Origin of the sequence: Roseicyclus mahoneyensis (assembly GCF_003148775.1) — a bacterium.
In the GTDB taxonomy this organism is placed as follows: Bacteria; Pseudomonadota; Alphaproteobacteria; order Rhodobacterales; family Rhodobacteraceae; genus Roseicyclus; species Roseicyclus mahoneyensis.
In genome coordinates this window covers 1-15,904 of record NZ_QGGW01000002.1, presented here as the reverse complement: position 1 = coordinate 15,904, position 15,904 = coordinate 1, and the positions used below count along the sequence as shown (strand labels likewise).

Annotated in this window: 24 protein-coding genes; 14 read left to right on the top strand and 10 right to left on the bottom strand. The window is 62.2% G+C overall.

Annotation, left to right across the window (positions count from 1 at the left end; all coding sequences use genetic code 11):
- Positions 1-8 precede the first annotated feature (8 nt).
- On the bottom strand, positions 9-200 hold the full coding sequence (locus tag C7455_RS05055) for a Thivi_2564 family membrane protein (protein WP_109666236.1): 192 nt from the start codon (positions 198-200) through the stop codon (positions 9-11).
- Positions 201-426: 226 nt separating this feature from the next.
- Between C7455_RS05055 and C7455_RS05050 the strand changes: the two genes are divergently transcribed.
- The 4 genes from C7455_RS05050 to C7455_RS05035 all read left to right on the top strand — a co-directional run bounded on the left by C7455_RS05050 (position 427) and on the right by C7455_RS05035 (position 2,156).
- Positions 427-849 (top strand): hypothetical protein, encoded by a 423-nt coding sequence (locus tag C7455_RS05050; RefSeq protein ID WP_146199931.1) that lies wholly within the window; start codon positions 427-429, stop codon positions 847-849.
- Positions 850-1,151: 302 nt separating this feature from the next.
- A complete protein-coding gene (locus C7455_RS05045; RefSeq protein ID WP_109666233.1) occupies positions 1,152-1,427 on the top strand; it encodes an ElaB/YgaM/YqjD family protein in 276 nt (91 codons plus the stop codon).
- A gap of 6 nt (positions 1,428-1,433) precedes the next feature.
- The gene (locus C7455_RS05040; protein WP_109666232.1) at positions 1,434-1,820 is read left to right on the top strand and encodes a hypothetical protein; all 387 of its coding nucleotides are present in this window, start codon (positions 1,434-1,436) and stop codon (positions 1,818-1,820) included.
- Between the two features lie 162 nt (positions 1,821-1,982).
- Positions 1,983-2,156 carry a CsbD family protein gene (locus C7455_RS05035; RefSeq protein ID WP_109666230.1) on the top strand — a complete coding sequence of 58 codons (174 nt, stop codon included), beginning with the start codon at positions 1,983-1,985 and terminating at the stop codon, positions 2,154-2,156.
- A 142-nt stretch (positions 2,157-2,298) separates the two neighbouring features.
- Here C7455_RS05035 and C7455_RS05030 read toward each other — a convergent pair whose 3' ends face one another.
- Positions 2,299-2,532: a hypothetical protein gene (locus C7455_RS05030; protein ID WP_109666229.1), complete on the bottom strand. Its 234-nt coding sequence runs from the start codon at positions 2,530-2,532 to the stop codon at positions 2,299-2,301.
- Positions 2,533-2,711: 179 nt separating this feature from the next.
- Here C7455_RS05030 and C7455_RS05025 point away from each other — a divergent pair, with 179 nt between their 5' ends.
- Positions 2,712-3,443, top strand: coding sequence for a Crp/Fnr family transcriptional regulator (locus tag C7455_RS05025; RefSeq protein ID WP_109666227.1), 732 nt, complete (start codon positions 2,712-2,714; stop codon positions 3,441-3,443).
- A gap of 50 nt (positions 3,444-3,493) precedes the next feature.
- Here C7455_RS05025 and C7455_RS05020 read toward each other — a convergent pair whose 3' ends face one another.
- Together C7455_RS05020 and C7455_RS05015 are read right to left on the bottom strand one after the other, a co-directional pair.
- The gene (locus C7455_RS05020) at positions 3,494-3,688 is read right to left on the bottom strand and encodes a hypothetical protein (RefSeq protein ID WP_109666225.1); all 195 of its coding nucleotides are present in this window, start codon (positions 3,686-3,688) and stop codon (positions 3,494-3,496) included.
- A 280-nt stretch (positions 3,689-3,968) separates the two neighbouring features.
- Positions 3,969-4,610 carry a YiaD family glycine zipper/OmpA-like lipoprotein gene (locus tag C7455_RS05015; RefSeq protein WP_109666224.1) on the bottom strand — a complete coding sequence of 214 codons (642 nt, stop codon included), beginning with the start codon at positions 4,608-4,610 and terminating at the stop codon, positions 3,969-3,971.
- Between the two features lie 222 nt (positions 4,611-4,832).
- Here C7455_RS05015 and C7455_RS05010 point away from each other — a divergent pair, with 222 nt between their 5' ends.
- From C7455_RS05010 to C7455_RS04990, 5 genes are all read left to right on the top strand, one after another.
- Positions 4,833-6,002, top strand: coding sequence for an efflux RND transporter periplasmic adaptor subunit (locus C7455_RS05010; protein ID WP_245904230.1), 1,170 nt, complete (start codon positions 4,833-4,835; stop codon positions 6,000-6,002).
- A complete protein-coding gene (locus C7455_RS05005; protein WP_109666223.1) occupies positions 6,002-7,207 on the top strand; it encodes an ABC transporter permease in 1,206 nt (401 codons plus the stop codon). Before C7455_RS05010 ends, C7455_RS05005 begins: the two co-directional genes overlap by 1 nt.
- Positions 7,204-7,881, top strand: coding sequence for an ABC transporter ATP-binding protein (locus tag C7455_RS05000; RefSeq protein ID WP_109666221.1), 678 nt, complete (start codon positions 7,204-7,206; stop codon positions 7,879-7,881). Before C7455_RS05005 ends, C7455_RS05000 begins: the two co-directional genes overlap by 4 nt.
- Positions 7,882-8,006: 125 nt before the next feature.
- Positions 8,007-8,324 (top strand): HPF/RaiA family ribosome-associated protein, encoded by a 318-nt coding sequence (locus C7455_RS04995; protein ID WP_109666220.1) that lies wholly within the window; start codon positions 8,007-8,009, stop codon positions 8,322-8,324.
- A 64-nt stretch (positions 8,325-8,388) separates the two neighbouring features.
- Positions 8,389-8,754 carry a hypothetical protein gene (locus C7455_RS04990; protein ID WP_245904229.1) on the top strand — a complete coding sequence of 122 codons (366 nt, stop codon included), beginning with the start codon at positions 8,389-8,391 and terminating at the stop codon, positions 8,752-8,754.
- 169 nt (positions 8,755-8,923) lie between these two features.
- Here the strand turns inward: C7455_RS04990 and C7455_RS20075 are convergent, their stop codons facing one another.
- Both C7455_RS20075 and C7455_RS04980 read right to left on the bottom strand, forming a co-directional pair.
- On the bottom strand, positions 8,924-9,085 hold the full coding sequence (locus C7455_RS20075) for a hypothetical protein (RefSeq protein ID WP_170119001.1): 162 nt from the start codon (positions 9,083-9,085) through the stop codon (positions 8,924-8,926).
- A gap of 131 nt (positions 9,086-9,216) precedes the next feature.
- Entirely contained in the window at positions 9,217-10,170 is a 954-nt protein-coding gene (locus C7455_RS04980; protein WP_109666217.1) for a tyrosine-type recombinase/integrase, read from the bottom strand.
- Between the two features lie 101 nt (positions 10,171-10,271).
- Between C7455_RS04980 and C7455_RS04975 the strand changes: the two genes are divergently transcribed.
- The 4 genes from C7455_RS04975 to C7455_RS04965 all read left to right on the top strand — a co-directional run bounded on the left by C7455_RS04975 (position 10,272) and on the right by C7455_RS04965 (position 12,235).
- The gene (locus C7455_RS04975) at positions 10,272-11,342 is read left to right on the top strand and encodes a porin (RefSeq protein ID WP_281269400.1); all 1,071 of its coding nucleotides are present in this window, start codon (positions 10,272-10,274) and stop codon (positions 11,340-11,342) included.
- Between the two features lie 246 nt (positions 11,343-11,588).
- Positions 11,589-11,792, top strand: coding sequence for a DUF6447 family protein (locus C7455_RS04970; protein WP_109666215.1), 204 nt, complete (start codon positions 11,589-11,591; stop codon positions 11,790-11,792).
- 3 nt (positions 11,793-11,795) lie between these two features.
- The gene (locus tag C7455_RS19850; protein ID WP_146199930.1) at positions 11,796-12,023 is read left to right on the top strand and encodes a hypothetical protein; all 228 of its coding nucleotides are present in this window, start codon (positions 11,796-11,798) and stop codon (positions 12,021-12,023) included.
- A gap of 17 nt (positions 12,024-12,040) precedes the next feature.
- Positions 12,041-12,235: a DUF6447 family protein gene (locus C7455_RS04965; protein ID WP_109666806.1), complete on the top strand. Its 195-nt coding sequence runs from the start codon at positions 12,041-12,043 to the stop codon at positions 12,233-12,235.
- 134 nt (positions 12,236-12,369) lie between these two features.
- On the opposite strand, the gene C7455_RS20070 is transcribed toward C7455_RS04965, so the two are convergent.
- The 4 genes from C7455_RS20070 to C7455_RS04960 all read right to left on the bottom strand — a co-directional run bounded on the left by C7455_RS20070 (position 12,370) and on the right by C7455_RS04960 (position 15,216).
- Complete coding sequence (locus tag C7455_RS20070; RefSeq protein ID WP_170118999.1) at positions 12,370-12,525, bottom strand: hypothetical protein; 156 nt, start codon at positions 12,523-12,525, stop codon at positions 12,370-12,372.
- Between the two features lie 14 nt (positions 12,526-12,539).
- Positions 12,540-12,911, bottom strand: coding sequence for a hypothetical protein (locus C7455_RS19845; RefSeq protein ID WP_146199929.1), 372 nt, complete (start codon positions 12,909-12,911; stop codon positions 12,540-12,542).
- A gap of 361 nt (positions 12,912-13,272) precedes the next feature.
- Positions 13,273-13,524: a hypothetical protein gene (locus C7455_RS19840; protein WP_146199928.1), complete on the bottom strand. Its 252-nt coding sequence runs from the start codon at positions 13,522-13,524 to the stop codon at positions 13,273-13,275.
- Positions 13,525-14,610: 1,086 nt separating this feature from the next.
- Positions 14,611-15,216, bottom strand: a complete 606-nt coding sequence (locus C7455_RS04960; RefSeq protein ID WP_109666213.1) for a response regulator transcription factor — start codon at positions 15,214-15,216, stop codon at positions 14,611-14,613.
- Positions 15,217-15,904: the final 688 nt, after the last annotated feature.

Here is a 15,904-nt window from a genome sequence, read left to right as displayed (position 1 = left end):
CGCATGCCTCAGCCGCCTACGGTCACGCCGCGCAGCCCGTCCAGCACACCGAAGGCGGTGAGCAACCACAAGATGACCGCGATCACGATCACCGCGTTCAGGATGGATTTTATCTTGCGATCCATGGGGATGTAGGTGTTGACGAGCCATAGCAGCACGCCGACAACGATCAGCGTCACGACAAGATTGATGAGAGGCATGGAGGGGTCCTTTTCCCTGTGCGGGCCATGACGGCCACGCGGTTACCGGATCGATCTGCACCCTATGCCGGGCCGGCATCGGCCGCACTGATCGGGGTTAGTGAGGCAGCACCGCGGTTCCTGTAGGGCTACGCGAAAGCCAAGCCCGGCGGTCCTGCACGCCTGCGCGGCTGACGCGCAACAGGCCCGCGCCGCCGAGCTGCCCCTCCGCGAAAGGAACGGCCCAATGTCCAGAATGGATTTCCTGTGCCAGGGCGGCACGCCCTTTGACGGGTTCCTTTACGCCGAACTGGGCGAGGACAGCGCTGGCAATTCCGTCACCGTCCTGTCGGCCCTTGCGCGCCTCGGCCTCGATCCTTGGGATGAGGCGGAGGCGCTGTCCGACCTGTCGCGTGATGGCGCCATGGCGCAGCTTGGCGGTCATCTGGCGCGGCTCCACGACATGCCAGGCCTCGGGGCGATCGGTGACGGGGTCCTGCCCCGGCTGATCGGGCTACTGCCGCGGTCCGACGTCGGCCCCATCGGCGCGGGTCTCAAGGATATGTCGCGCGTCAGGTTGCGAAACATCGGCCCGATCCTTGCGCTGATTGTGGCCATCTTGCTGCTGATGCGCACCTTGCTCACGTGGTCGTCCGGGTCGGGTGGCTAGCGCCCTGCCCGGAATGGTGGAGGGTCCCGGATCGCCGCCCGGACTGATCCATGTTGCGGCGCGCGCCGCGCAAGGCAGGCAAGGTGACAAGGGAATGGTGGTCTTCTCCGGGCTGCCTTGTATCAGCGAGGATAGCGCATGAACCAGATCATCTACATCGTCGGACTGGTGGTGGTCATCATCGTGATCCTCGGGTTTTTCGGGCTGCGTTGAAGCGCCCGACCCATCGCTTTGCGACGGGACCTTGAAGCCATGTGAGCCCCGGCACGTCCCGGGGCATCCGACCCACAGGGGAATATCCCATGAATGCCGCCATCACCAAGGACCGCAGCGAGCCCGTCGCCGACACCGATCTGAGCCATCAGCTCGAGGCGCTTCGGGCGGATGTGGCGAAACTCGTGTCCACCCTGTCCGACGACCTGTCCGATGGCGTGGGCAAGACCGGCCGCCAGATCGGCCAGACCGGACGCGACGCCCGTGCCACGGCCACGACAACCGTGATCGAGCATCCTCTAACCGCTGTCGGCATCGCCGTGGGCGTAGGTCTGCTTTTGGGCATGATCGCGCGCAAGGGCTGACGGAGCATGGCCCTGCCGCTTTGGGACCCGCTGCGCGAGGCCGCGCGCACCGCGCTGGCGGATGCGGGCGAGCGGGCCATGACTTCGCTTGTTGCAGCGGCACTGGTCGCAGTGGCCTCGGGGCTACTTCTGTCGGCGGGTCTGGTGGCGCTGTCGCGCGTCATCGGTTTTCCGCTGGCGGCCTGCCTGCTGGGCGCCGCTTTCGCCGGGCTAGCGCTTTTGGTCCAGCTTGCGGGTCGCGCGCGGGCCCGGCGCAGGGCGGACCGGATCGCCCTGGCGACGGAACGCGCCACGGCCGATCTGGCCTTGGCCCGATCGCTTGTGCGCACGGCCCGACCGATCCTTCCGGTTGTGGCCTTTCTGGGCGCTTTCTTGCTGGCACGCCGCGGCTGATGCCGCCAAGGCCGCGCCAATCGGTGCCGGGCTGATGCATGTCGGCGACGCCTTCCATCGAACCGCCGAAGATCGCGGGCGGGGAGTTTTGCGCAATTCCCCGCGACCACCCCGCGCCCGGCTGACGGCGCTTTTGCAGACCAAAGAAAAGGATTTCGGATCATGGACAAGGACCGCGTGAAGGGAACCGTCAAGCAGGCCACCGGCAAGGCCAAGGAAGGTATCGGCAAGCTGACAGGCGACGCCGCGCTGGAGGTCGAGGGCAAGATCGAGAAGGCCGAGGGCGGTATCCAGAAAACCTACGGCAAGGCCAAGGATGCGCTGCGGAAATCATGACGCCCGGGGCGGTCACAACGCGAGAGATCCCGGCGCAACGGTGCATCACGCCTCCGAAAGAAAACCCCGCCGACCCGTTCCTCGGGTGGCGGGGGCTTTGCTTGGACGACGGCATGCATGCCAGCGGCGGGATCCGTGCATTTCAGGGTCGGCGCACCGAATTTCCGCCTGCAAGGATACCATTGATGAGGGCCGCAACGGCCCGGTGCATCTCGGACTTGTCGGACTCCGGTACGCCCTCATGGGCGGCAGCGGCGTCGCGCAAGATCCCCAGGATTTCCCGTTCCGGCAGGATCTTTCCATCGTTCAGCGCCAGAAGCAGCGATTCACAGATGGACAAGGCGGCTGATCCGGCGATGTCTGTGGGCACTGGCATGGGCGATATCGCTTTCTGTTGATGGAGGGACCGGGCGATGTGGCGCGCTCGGATCGGAACGTCTCGCGACAATGAACAAAATCGCGTATGCTGGACTGATACAAAGCAGCATGGCGCATTTTTCCCCCGTGTACCGGTGGAAGCACGCAAACCCGTTCTGACCCATGAGGGAAACAGATATGCTGACCCTCCAGACACCGCTGGCAAGCAAACTCTCGGCCTTCGTGGCACTATCCGCGCCTGACCTCGAGATGCTCGCGCGGTTTCACCGGCGGCGTCGGACTTTTCAGGCGGGCCACGAGTTGATTCACGAAGGCGAAAAGAACCAGTCGGCCTTTGTTCTCGCCGAGGGCTGGGCCTGTTCCTACAAGCTTTTGCCCGATGGCGAACGCCAGATCGTTGATTTCCAGATCCCCGGCGATTTTCTGGGGCTTCGCAGCATCTTGTTCCGCACCTCCGACCACAGCGTCGAGGCGGTGACCCGGATAGAGGCCTCCGAGGTGCTGGCCTCGGATATCCTCGACAGCTTCGCCCACGCCCCGCGGCTGGCCACGGCCGTGCTTTGGGCTGCGTCGCGCGACGAGGCGATGGTAGTCGAACATCTGGTCAATCTGGGCCGTCGCCCGGCCGAGATCCGCACGGCGCATTTCCTTCTGGAACTGGGCGCGCGGTTGCGGCTGGTGGGGGTGGGCGAGGCCGCGGGTTTCGAGTGTCCACTGACGCAATACCATCTGGCCGATGTGCTGGGCCTGAGCGCGGTGCATGTGAACCGCGTGCTGCGGCAATTGCGCGAGGACGGGCTGGTCACTTTCCAGAAGGGACGCGTCGACTTCGACGACATTCCCCGGCTGACGCGACTGGCGGGCTTCGATCCGGAATATCTTGACCAGCCGCGGCCCTTTTTGCCCTGATCGCCCCCGGGGCCTTCATCCCGGGGAGTACGCGTCGCCATTTCGTTTGCTCAGACGAGCGCGTGTTGCGCCGCATCAAGCTCGCGGTTGCAATCGGCGTCCTTGTGCTCGGTCCGGGCCTTCTCGGCCGCCTTGAAATGGGTCAGCGCCGCGTCCTTCTTGGGACCCGCGGGTGCTGCATCCCAAGCGGCCTTGACCGTTTTCATCTTCTCGGCGGTCTTCGGTGCGGGCGTCTTGTTGTCCATCGGACTTGTCCTTTCCTGACCTGCTCGAACAGGCGCGGCCCCCCGACAAGATGGCCTGATTGGTACAGTTGCCTGACGGGGAACCGCGCCGAAACTCGAGACAGATACGCAACGGCGAGATGCTCTGCCGTCCTCCCGACCATGGGTCAACGGCGCGGTGCATGGACTGATGCAGGTTGGTGGCGCCCCGAATATTCACAAAAAACCCGGCGCGGCTGACAAAAGAAAACGGGCAAGGGATGTCCCCGGCCCGTTTTGCGCCCACGTGCGGGAAAGATGGTCAATTGGGCGTGATGATGATCTCTACCCGCCGGTTCTGGGCACGCCCGGCCGCGGTGGCGTTCGAGGCTGCGGGCTCGTAGAAGCCGCGTCCCGACACCACGATGCGCCTTGCATCGGTCCCGTTGACGATCAGTTCGCGCGCGACGGCAAGGGCGCGGTCCTCGCTGAGCTGGGTGTTGTAGGCGGCGCCGCCGACATTGTCTGTGTGGCCGACAACGCGCACCAGCGTGTTGGGATGGCGCCGCAGGCTGTCGGACACTGCCCGCAGCGCGGGACGGAAGGCGGGATCGACGGTGGACGATGCGGTGCGGAAGGTCACGCCTTCGGGCAAGATGACCCGCAGGTCGCTTCCGGTGTTGGTGATCACAGCCCCCGATCCGGCCAGCGACTGTTGCAGCTCGCGCTCCTGCGCCTGCAATTGCGTGCCGATCGCGCCGCCGACCGCGGCGCCCACGGCGGTGCCGATCACGGTCGCACGGGTGTCGCCGCCGATAATCTGCCCGGCCGCCGCCCCGGTCAGGCCGCCGATGATCGCCCCTGTGCCGGGCTGGTAATTGGTGCCGTCGGGGTTGGCGCAGCCCGCCAGTGCCAAAGAGCCCGCGACAAGCGCCATCGAGATCCTGTTTCCATGGTGGCCCATCTTGCGTCCTTTCCTTGGCGGGGCCTGCGCGGAACGCGGCAGGCGGTTGCGCCAGACAAGCCTAAGGGTATCACCCTGCCGGCATTGCCTTGCTGATCTGCGTCATGAGGGGTGAAGTCCTCCGTCCTGATCCAGATCAGAGATGGTCGCGCAGCCGGACCGTATCAGGAGGCACGATCTTGTGCCGTTTCAAGCGGCCCACCGACCAAGCTGGAACAGGACATGGCTCCGCAAGTGGAAGAGCACGACACCGACGCGGCCGCGCAAGCCCCGACCGCCGCGGCCGGGCTTGGCCTGCCTGCCCTGCGCACCGCGACGATGCCATCGCCATCTGCGCCCGCGCGGCGTGTCTGGCTTTGGGCGGCGGCCGCGCTTGTCGTGGCCGGGATCGGGGCTGCGCTCTACCTGCAGCCTTGGGTCGCGCGGCCCGTGGCCGTGCTGGTCGAGATCGTGACCGAGGGGCCCGCCACCCGCGTGCTGGCCGTCAACGGACAGATCGCCGCCCGCCATTCGGTCGATGTGCGCGCCCTTGTCGGCGGACGGCTGGCAGAAATGACGATGGAAGAGGGCGACAGCGTGGCGCAAGGCGACGTCCTAGCCCGGATCGACGCGGCGGGGCAACAGGCCAGCGTGCAGCAGGCGGTCGCCGTTCTGGATGCCGCCCTGATCGCGCAGGCCCGCGCCGAGGATGCGCTGGCGCGGGCAGAGGCCTTGGGGGCCAACATCGCCCGCACCGAGCTTGAGGCCGCCGGGCGCGCGCTTCAGACAGCGATGCAGGATGTGGCGCGCGCCACGGCGCAGGTCGATCAGGCGCAGGTTCTCTTCGACAACCACACACTCCGCGCGCCGATGACGGGCACGATCCTTGCGCTTTACGTCGATCCGGGTCAGGCCATCGACCCCGCGACGATCCTGATGACCATCGCGGACCTCGGCGACCTGATCGTCGAGGCCGATGTGGATGAGGCCTATGCCACGCGGATCACCGATGGCCTGCCCGCGCTGCTGCAACTGGCGGGCGAGGATGCGCCGCGGCCGGGCCGGGTCGATTTCGTCTCGCAGCGCGTCGATGCCGCGACCGGCGGGCTGTCGCTGCGGCTGGGGTTCGACACGCGAGTGCGTGCGCCCGTTGGGCTGACGGTGACGACCAACATCATCGTCGATGAGCGGGCGGCCGCGATGACCGTGCCCCGCGCCGCGATCGCCGAGACCGCGGAAGGTGCCACCGTGTTCATCGTCAGCGATGGCATAGCCGCGGCGCGCGCCGTCACGGTCATCGACTGGCCCGCCGCAAGGCTGATCGTGACGGACGGCCTGGTCCCCGGCGAGGTGCTGATCACCGACGCCACCGGTCTTGCCGACGGACAGGTGGTTCGGGTCGCGGTGCCCTGATGCTCTATGCGCTCAAGATAGCCACCCGCTACCTGACCGCCAGCAAGGCGCAGACCGCGCTTCTGGTGCTGGGTGTGGCGGTGGGCGTGTTCATCTTCATCTTCATGTCGGCCCTGATCGGGGGGCTGGCGGAATTCATCTTGTCGCGCACGGTGGGCGACATCAGCCATGTCACCATCGAGGCCGAGGACCGCGACCCCGACATCCTGATCGCGCCCGGCGGCGCGCTTCTGGCCGTGATCGAACGTGGCCGGACGCGGCAGGCCACACTGGCCGAGGCCGCCACATGGGTGCCGCTGATCGAGGCCGTGCCGGGCGTGGTCGCCGTCTCGCCCCAGATCGGCGGCGCTGGCTTCCTGACGCGCGGCGCGCAGGTGGCGCAGGTCAGCGTTACGGGGCTGGAACCGGGGCGCGAATCCGCGATCCTGAACCTCGGCGGCTACATGGTCGAAGGGTCCGAACGGCTGGGCTCGGGCACGATCCTGCTCGGGCGGCGCTTGGCCGACGACCTGTCCCTGCGGCTGGGCCAGACGGTGCGGCTGCAATCCTCGGGCGGGGTGGCGACGGTGCTCACGCTGGGCGGCATTTACGACACCGGCAACGGCATGATCGACGCCAGCGGCGTCTTTGTCGGCCTGCCCACCGCCCGCACGCTCTTCGCCTTGCCGCAGGGTGTCACCCGGATCGAGATCAGGCTCTCGGATTTGAACGCCGCCGATACCACGGCCTTGCGCATCCGGGCGTTGACGGGCCTTGACGCCGTGCCTTGGACCGATGGGGCAGAGCAGTTGATGGAGGCGCTCGATGCCCAGGCACAGACCGGGTACTTCCTCAAATCCTTCGCGCTCATCACCATCGTGATCGGCGTCGCCTCGGCGCTGCTTCTGTCGACCTACCGCCGCCGCCCGGAAATCGGGATCATGCGGGCGATGGGGGCGGGGCGGGGCTTTGTGATCTTCGTCTTTGTCACTCAAGGCGCGCTGATTGGCTTGCTGGGCGGGCTTTTCGGCGCGGCGATGGGTTATCTGGCGCTTTTGCCCTTTCCGTCGCGCGACGCCTTCGAGCCGGGAACCCTGCCGATGGACATCACCCAAGGCTCCTACGGTCTGGCGATCACGCTGACGGTGATCGGCGCGATCCTTGCCTCGATCCTGCCCGCCCGCGCGGCAGCACGGGTCGATCCGGTTACGGCGATCGGGCAATGACGGCGCTGCTCGAGGTCAGCGATCTCTACAAAACCTTCGGCAGCGGCGAGGCCGAGACCCGCGTCCTGCGCGGCCTGTCCCTTACGCTTGCGGCGGGCGAGATGGCGGCGCTGCTGGGTCCCTCGGGGTCGGGGAAAAGCACGCTCCTGACCATTCTGGGCACGTTGATGAAGCCTACATCGGGGCGCTACGAGATGCTGGGCCGGGACCTTGTCGCCGCCGACGACCGCGCGCTGACCGAGTTTCGCAACCTTCACATCGGCTTCGTCTTCCAGTTCCACAACCTGCTGCCCGATTTCACCGCGTTGGAAAACGTCGTCTTTCCCACCGCCGTCCGCGAGGGGCGCGAGACGGCAGAGGCGCGCGCCCGAGGGCGGGAGCTGCTGGTGCGGATGGGGCTGGAGGCGCGGGTCGATTTCCCCTCGACCAAGCTGTCGGGCGGGCAGAAACAGCGCGTGGCGGTGGCGCGTGCGCTGATGAACCGGCCCGAACTCGTGCTGGCGGATGAGCCGACCGGCAATCTCGATCGCGACTCCGCCATGCAGGTGATGGAGCTGATCGCCGAGATCAACCGCGACGAGGGCACCACCTTTCTGATCTCGACCCATGACGAGAAGATCGCGGGCCTGTGTCGCCGTCAGGTCGTGGTTGGCGATGGTCTGGTCACGGGGTGAGGGGGGCGCCCGGCTTCTGTGCTGCCTCTTGATCCAGGTTGGGGCGGCCCTGATCGTGATGTGCCAGCATACCCATGTGGCCTTGGGCTGACTCCTTGGCGCAACACAAGGACAGATGAACCGCCATGCATGTGGAAATCAGCACGGACAACACGATCAACGGCAGTGCCGATCTGAGCGCGGCCCTGACCGCCACGATCCGGCACGGCCTCGCGCATTTCGAGGCGCATGTGACCCGGGTCGAGGCCCATCTTCAGGATTGGAATGCGGGCAAGTCAGGGCCCGAGGACATCGAATGCACCCTTGAGGTGCGGCTCAGGGGGCAGCGGCCTGTCGTGACGAGGGCCGCATCGGAAACCGTTGAAAAGGCCACGAAAGAGGCAGCCGGCAAGATGAAGGCCCTGCTTGAGACGACGCTGGGCAAACTGGCCGAGCATCGCTGACCTGCTTCAGGCCGATGCAAGCTGAACCGGACAATTTTCGGGAGCAATCGAAGAAAGGTGGACCATGATGACGACGGAAGACACGCTTTGGGCGACCGAGGAACTGTTCTGGACGCAAGGCGCCGACAGCGCGCGGGCGATGACGGCGAAGGGCGCTGTCTTCGTCTTTCCCTACCCAGTGGGCATCTTGCAGGGCGACCGGATCTGGCGCGAGGATCTGGTGGCGCAGCGATGGCGCTCGGTCGAGTTCTCCGAGCGCTGCGACAGCCGGGAAAGGAATATCGCTGTCCTTGCCTATCGCGCCTCGGCCCTGCGCGAGGGGGAACCGGGGTACGAGGCCTATTGCACCTCGTCCTATCTGAACGATGACGGCACATGGCTGCGGATCATGCACCAGCAGACGCCCCTGACCGGGTCGCACCCGTCCTGACCGATACCAGGGTCAGCTGGCGCGGCAGCCCCCGCAGGATCGTCAGGGCCTTGTCGCGATCATCACGCGCCCTTTTGCGTCAGCCCTCCGAACTGTGCATTGGCCTTGGTCGAGGAGATGTCGACAAACCGCAAGTACTTGTCTTGCTTGCTCAGACTGTCCGTCCCTTTCATGGTTCCAGGCCTGCCGTGACCCATTGCCCGACGATGTATTCCTCCATCACCACCCGGCCTTTCGGATCGCACCAGACACGCCGGGCTGTCCCGTTGGTCGTTTCGATCCGAACCAACGAGCCATGCACCCTGTGACGCTTTTGCAACTTCCCGAGCATGATCCCTGCCGTCGGGCTGGTCCGGACGTTCTGCAAATCGCGGTTTCGTGCCGTCGAAGGCGCTGAGAATGGTGCTATCTGTGGGACGCGCTGCGGTCTGGTGCGCCTGCAGGGGCGCAAGCGCAGCGCCGTCATTGCACTGCCACCTCCATACCACCATCGACCATACCGCCATCGACGATTGATGCGACGATCTGAGTGCGCGATCGCAGTTTGTTCGGCGCCAGGTGGGCATAGCGTTGTGTCATTGCGACGGAGGAATGGCCCAACAGTTCCTGCACTTCGTAGAGGCTCACGCCGTTGTTGATCAGCAGTGATGCATAGGTGTGACGTAGATCGTGGATGCGGACTTCGGGCAAACCGGCAGCGTCACGCGCCCGGAAATAGGCAAGATGGAACCCATGGTAGCAGGTGCCGGTCTTGGGGTTCGGAAAGACATGATGCTCGGGCCCGACCCTTTGTCCCAGGATGAGTGTCCGCCGCTTGACCTGCTCCAGCGTATCCAGCGCAGCGGCGCTCAACATGATCCGGCGCGACCGTCCATTTTTGGACACCGGCACCCGCCAGACCCCGCTTGCCACGTCGATATCGCACCAGCGCATGGTGCGGGCCTCGCCCTTGCGCGCGCCGGTCAGGAGGAGGAAGCGAATGAAGAGTTGCAGGTACGGATGGTTGATCTTGCCACATTCCGCAAGCAGGCGGAGGATCTCTTCCTTGGAGAGGAACCGCTGTCTGTGGTCGCCGGTGGGCAGTTTGCGCAGCGATGGCGGCTGGTTGGCGCCTTCGGGAAGGGCGCCCCAATCGCGCACTGTCCGGAACAGGCGGTTCACAAGGAAGATGTGCTTGTTGATCGTCGTGTGCTTGAGCTTCTTTTGCAGCTGGTTGCGCAGCCACGCGTTCACCATCAGCGGCGTGATCTCCTGCCATCGCATTGGCCCCAGCGTGTCGCGCAGGTGCTTTTCGTAGGTCAGGCGGACGTGCCGATGCCCCCGCGTGGTCGCTTCGCAGTGGGGCAGGTAGTGTTCGTCGAAAAAGGCGTTCAGCGTCGTGGGCGCGTCGCCAAACATCACGGGGTTCATCAGCATCGGGTGTCACCTTTGTCTTTTGGGCACGTCACAGTGCCGGATACGGATGGAAACTCGGGCGCAGTCCATTCCTTCCCGCCCCGAAATCTTTTCGGCTCGGATTGGCATCCCAAGGGCCGCAAACTACGCTCGATAGAGCGACAGCTCTGGCTTCTACCGGAATAGACAGATCATCAGTAATTAATGCAACTATAGTTTTCATTTCCAGACCAAAGAGTGGAACATTTCCTGCCCACAATTCGGACAATAGTATCTTCGCTACTACTGCGCTAGTGGCTACTGCTGGAATTGCGAGTGCCGATGTTTCGCTGTCGGGTTCCGCCGAAATGGGTATTGCCGGCGGAGCCGATGCCGAAACCGTGTTCTTCCAGTCGGTCGACGTGCGCTTCCGGCTGACGGGTGAAACCGACAACGGCCTGTCCTTTGGCGCGACCATCGATCTGGATGATGCAATCGAATCCGGCGCTGGCTCCACCCGCCAGGGTCTGGTCGACGTCGACGGCGGAACCGCTGATTTCACCGTGTTCATCCGCGGCGCGTTCGGCACCCTGACCATGGGCGACACCGACGGTGCGTTCGACTGGGCGATGACCGAAGTGAACGCTGGTTCGCCGGGCTCGATCAACGACGCTGAAACCGGCCATGCCGGCTTCAACGGCAACTCCGGCTACGATGGCGGATTCAATGGTCAGGTTCTGCGTTACGATTACTCGATCGGCGACTTGGGCGTCGCAGTGTCGGCCGAAATCGACGAGACCGGAGCGGATGACGCGATCCTTGGCCTCGGTTTCCGTTACGGCTTCGACTTCGCTGGTGGCTCTCTCGCACTTGGCCTCGGTTATCAGGACTCCGACACTGCTCCCGACGCTATCATCGGCATTTCGGCCAGCGTGGAGTTGGACACGGGCCTGACGGCGACCGTGAACTATTCTCAGCTGCCTTTTGATGTCGACCACGTCGGTCTTGGTGCGAGCTACGAGTTCGACGCGTTCACGGTTCATGCGAACTGGGGTCGTTACGACACGTCCCTTGGGGACACTGACGGCTTCGGCCTCGCTGCGTCCTACGACCTTGGCGGCGGTGCTTCGCTCCACCTCGGCTATGGTGACGGCGAAGTACTTGGCGTTGATGCCGGCTCCACCTGGTCGCTCGGCGTTGCGATGTCGTTCTGATCTTTCGGAACTCTGTGATCCGGATTGGGTGGGCTTAGGCCCACCCCATTCGTTTTTGGGTCTGACCGCTGCCGCATCTGCTGACATTGCGCGAACGCGGCGCTGATCGTCAGAATTAAAAGATGATATTTTGGAATAAAGCTCTGGATAAATCTGGGGCATGCATGCAAATGCGCGTGCTTGAGCGAACGCAGGTGCCCATACGACGCGCTTCCTGAACGGAGTCGCAAAAAGAGGAACCAGCTTATGTCAGATACCCAGATCATCACAATCGACGGAATCGACTACAACCTCGACAACCTGACCGAGAAGGCCCGGCTGCAGATCCAGAACATCCGGTTCTGTGACCAGCAGATCCGTCAGTTGCAAAACGAGTGGGCCATCGCAGATACGGCCCGCCTTGGTTACGCAAACGCGCTGCGGCGCGAGGTTGAAAAGCACAAGATCTGATCCGTGACACAAACATTCGGCTTCGGTCGCAAGGACTATGTTGGTCCTGCATCAAGCGAGAAAGGGCGCAGCAATCTGTCCGCCTTCAGACACGCTTCTGAGCGGCTGCGTGACTGCGCGAACATGCGGGCTTTGCTCACAAAGGCAAAAAACGCGTATATTGCCGATCTCAAAAACGAAATGGTCAGGGAAAGCAGCGGTGTTGACCTGCGCACACTGTTTGAAGACTGACAGCAACGGAGAAAATGATGCCCAAGATCACTGTCGACGGACTCGAGTATAACACGGAAGACTTGACCGATAATGGTAAAGCCCAACTCGCAAGTCTGCAATTTCTCGAAGTTCAAATGCTGAAACTGAAGAACGAAATCGCCGTGTACCAAACCGCGCGCGCTTCATACGCGCTCGCGCTCAAGGCTGAGTTGGAAAAGGTTGAGGGGTGATGCCACGCGGGGTTACGCTGACTGCCTTTACGGTCATCGCCTTGCTACTTTTCTATCTTTTGCAAGGGTGTCAGCCTTTCATGGTGCCGGATCTGGACAGCATGCGTAACCCTCTCCGGGCCGGTTGACCATATTTAGCGCACGATGCCCCAGATCAGGTATCCCAGACACAGTCCGAGGAACATGCCGATTATCATGATCAGACATGCCATAAACAGGCCCACCGCATCGATGTCCCGGTGAAATTCTGGCTCGGTCCGATCTTTAACGACGGCGATGGGCTCAGCCATAGCATGCAGATCCTTCATCTATTTCCTGCGTATTTGCTGAGTAGAACAGGACCAAGCTGGCTCAGCAACCGCTCGGACGGGACAAGGCAAACCTGCGACCTTTTTCGTCCCGCACGCTCCTCGAAAAGGCCACCGGCACGCATGGCGCGCAGGCGACCGATGATGCCGGATGGGCTTGAGAACCGCGACTCGACACTCTCCACCGCATTATAAACAGGCGCACCGCCTTCACCGGCGCACATGATATAAAGCACGGCTTCGAAGGCACCAGGATTTGCGCATGCAAGAATCAGATCGTTTCGAGTACCTAACTTGCGTACATATTCCAGTTCCGACGCAGCAGCTTCGCGTACGATCGCCTTCTGATAATCGTCAACATGTTGCATGTTCGAGTTCTCCCTCTTGCATCTGATGCTCCGAATGGACGCGCCCGGCACCAAATAATAGTCGAATTTTAATGAAATGCTGCAATGACCGATGATCGAGATGTGATCTTACGAGACATTGAGGCCGTATTAAGCGCGGCAAAAGCATAATGTTTCACAAACTGCGACTGCGGATGGCCGGCAAATCGAAACCGCCGCCTACCGAAAGAGCTTCAAAACGGCCGGGTGTCTATCCGAAGTAACTTGCAATGTAGGCTTGCGCGTCCTTTGCAACGCCCTCGATAACGACATCAGCAAAAGAAAATTTTGGCGTTGGTGCGAAGCGTCACTTCCGATACGTCGCAATAATCGTCCTGCTCCGCTATAGATCAAACAATGGCGTAGGAGACGAAGCGAAATGGCAGCTTGGGGTGGCATCAAGGTTTGGATGGCGGCGTTTTCCAGAGATTCCCGGAAAGTCGAGATCGGTCGAAATGCCGCGTATGAGTCGGCTGGCTCGATCGACCCGTTGAATAGAGGCCTTGAAGGTGCGTCCAAACATATCCTTGGCGCGCAGATCGTTCGGCGTCGTATATTGATCGTAGCCGATCCATCCTGTCAGCTGCTCGATCACGTTTCATGGCTGGATCGGTTCACACTCGGTGTAGAGATGTGTAGCAGCCTATCTGACGCAAAAGCGAGAGCTGCGCATTTTGCCGAGCCACTTATCGTGCTTGTTGGAATCGATTATTTTCAGGATCTCGACGTAGCTGTCGATGCATTGGGGCGCTTCCGGGCAACCACCAGCAACCTGCCTGTCGTCATTGCGTCCACCAGTTTTGCACGGCCCGACTTGTCATGTGAGCGGGCGATGATCGCAGACGCAAGCATCAGGCTTCCGGCTTCGCGGCCCCAGATTGCCCTTGCGCTTGGTGCGGCTGTTACCAATCACCGTGTTGTACGGAAACGTCTCGGAACCAGTTTGCTTGGTTCAGACGATGTCGCTGGCCCTGAGATCACGGGTTCCGTCGCTGATATGGCACGGCCTTCTCACATGTCACATTGAAACTCCGGCGGGCACCAAGTGCCTAGGTTCACAAAACCGTTTCGTCGTGATCGTGCCGCGCAGTCTCAAATGAGCCAATCCAACGAGGGGGCTGCAAAAATTGTCGACTTGTCCTGACGATCTTGACGTACCTCTGTCAGTCCTGTTTCAAGACGTCTACGTGGATTGGGGTATCCGGCCCAGTTTGCTCAATTCGGACTTCTTCCGCGAACATACCTTGCGAAAGATTCTGGATGATCCCGAAGGTGCACTGTGCAGTTTGTTCTACACCCGGGGCATTGGCGATGCTCTTCGGCCGCGGGTTGCGGCCGCTTTGACCGCCGCCTTCCGCCAGCGGTGGCCAGAGCTGTGGCCTGAGGTGGTGACGGAAAGCCAAACTTTGGGGGTAGAATGCCCGGCGGGCGGTCCTTGGCCGAGCCTTGCCCTGCGTGCGTTCGCCGAGCACTGGTTGCCCGACATACCACTCCGCCCAGTTCCCCGACCGCGCGGGCGTAGCTGAACCTCAATCCTTCCTGCGAGATTCGGCGCGGAAGACGCAGGCAAGATCAAGTTGGCGCATTTACGCGCGTGCGGGACAGCAGTAGGTCGGGGGCTCCGCAGACGTGCAGCCACCAGTTGGCCAGCTGCGGCACGCACGCACGCGCGGCGCCATCGTCAGATCAACAGGCGTTCGCGCCCGATCATGCAGGCATGGGCTCGATTGCGAGCTGCCAATTTCATGCAGATGTTGCGCATAATCATCTTGACCTGGGTCTCCGAGTTGGAGATTTCCCGGGCGATTTCCTTATTTGTTTCGCCGTCAGCCGCCAGGCGGAGGACATGCAATTCGCGGTCGGTCAAGGGTGCGCGCTTCTCGTCGGGCTGCGGAGCTGCGGTCGAGCCGATGTGCGGGATAAAGGTCTGACCCGTCTGGATAAGACGAAGGGCTACTTCGAGCGACTTCAGAGGCATGGTCTTGGGGATGTAACCCTTCACGCCCAACTTGATGGCGTCGTCGACGAACTGCCGGTCCACCTGTCCTGTGAACAGGACGACGTTTGCATCCCCTGCGCGCGCGACGACATCCGTGATGCTGGCGAGCCCGTGCATGCCTGGCATCCTCAGGTCGAGCAGCACGACGTCATGAGGTGTGGCGTTCACCTCGTCGAGTGTGCCCTGGAGAGTATAGCAGGTCGTTACCTCGAAATCAGGTGAGCGGCAGAGGGTATCGCAAATCGCCTGAGCAAGCAACGCGTGGTCATCGGCGATGAGAATTTTCATCGAAAGGCTCCTGACAGGGATGGTGAGGATACGCAGTTCTGTGGGGGACAGAACCGATGAACAAAATTACACGAAAACACCGTTAGCCAGATTTGGAGCGACATGCGATGAATTTTAGGCTTTGGAAACTTTAGATACAATCTTGGACCAAAAAAACCAGAAAAGCGACCGTTAGGTGAGCCCTGCCTCGTAAACATCAGAAATCGCGCCGGAAATCCATTTAGCAATTTCCCGGCAGCCGATTCAGACAGATCGACGACACAAACAAGCATGGCAGAGAACGCAAGAAGTTACCAGAACAGCCTTCAAACCGTCCCTCGAACAGCAGGTTGACAGCCAAGGTGGGCCGCTTCGTGCCGCTTTCGGCGCCAGGTCGGCCCCATTAGACCTTGGAATCGGAAAGAAGGCTGACAGCCGGTTGAAGGAAGCCGCGACAGGTAAGGCGAAGCAGCGCATGACAAAGGCACCGGAGCCGAAACGTTGACGAAACAAAAACGCACGGTTCACAAGCGTCACAAAGTAACTGCGTTGCGAAATTCTATTTCGACCAAGGAGCTGAGTGATAGTGGATTCTCGTCAAAAGATGGGAAATCTGAGCTACCCCCCGAAAATTGGACAGTGACGGAAGCTACGATCTGAGGTCTGCTGATCCCCAAGACGAGGAGATCAGAATATGTCGAAACGCAGG